General features: G+C 52.1%; 1 protein-coding gene. It reads left to right on the forward strand.

Annotated elements, in window-relative coordinates:
• Nucleotides 1-943: condensation domain-containing protein (locus tag AACS92_RS02050; RefSeq protein WP_241538046.1), on the forward strand; the 943-nt coding region annotated here is incomplete at both ends.

Genomic DNA, 943 nt, shown 5'->3' on the forward strand with positions numbered 1-943 from the left:
GTGCTACTGACGCACTTATCTGCTCGTCTGCCGGACTATATGCTGCCCGCCAGTTTTACCTTTATGGAGGCTATTCCGCTAACGCTGAACGGCAAAGTGGACCGCCGAGCCTTGCCGGAGCCGGTTTTCGGTGACAGAGAAAATTATGTTGCACCCCGTAATGCCTTAGAAACCCAGCTTTGCACTATCTGGCAGGATGTTTTAGAACTGGAGCGGGTCGGTATTGACGATAATTTCTTCCGTCTCGGCGGCAATTCTCTGAGCGCCATTAAACTGATTGCCGCTATTCGTCGTACCCTGTCTACGGATATTTCACTGGCACAACTGTTTGAGCTGAAAACCATCGCCGGATTAGCCACGCAGATGGACGAGCATATTTGTACCGTTATCCCGCCGCTGGCACAAACGCGCTATCCCTTGTCATTTGCGCAGGAGCGGATGTTGTTTATCGAACAGTATGAGCAGGGTTCCGATGTCTATCATATCCCGTACCTGGTTCAGTTGACTGAGGATACGTCACTGCCGGTACTGGCAACCGCCATTAACCGCTTAGCTGAACGTCATGCCGTGCTGAGAACCGTGTATCGCAGTGATGATCAAGACCAGATGTTCCAGCAGGTGTTGGACACGCATTTGCTGATTCAGTCTCAATCCTGTGACGACCGGGAAATGCTGCTGGCTAACGCGCGTACCGAGATAGCCACTCCCTTTGATTTAACCACTGAACCCAGCCTACGCCTGCGGCATTATCAGGTCGCAGACAGCCATTACTTATTACTGTTATGGCACCATATTGCAATGGATGGCTGGTCCATCGATATCTTTATGGCGGAACTGGCGGAGATTTACCACGCGCTGCAAGCAGGCCGTGACAGCCAGCTCCCTGCGCTGGATATCACCTACGGGGATTACGCAGCATGGCAACGGGATTATTTACAGGGAG

Origin of the sequence: Xenorhabdus sp. KJ12.1, from assembly GCF_963876495.1 — a bacterium.
GTDB lineage: Bacteria > Pseudomonadota > Gammaproteobacteria > Enterobacterales > Enterobacteriaceae > Xenorhabdus > Xenorhabdus stockiae.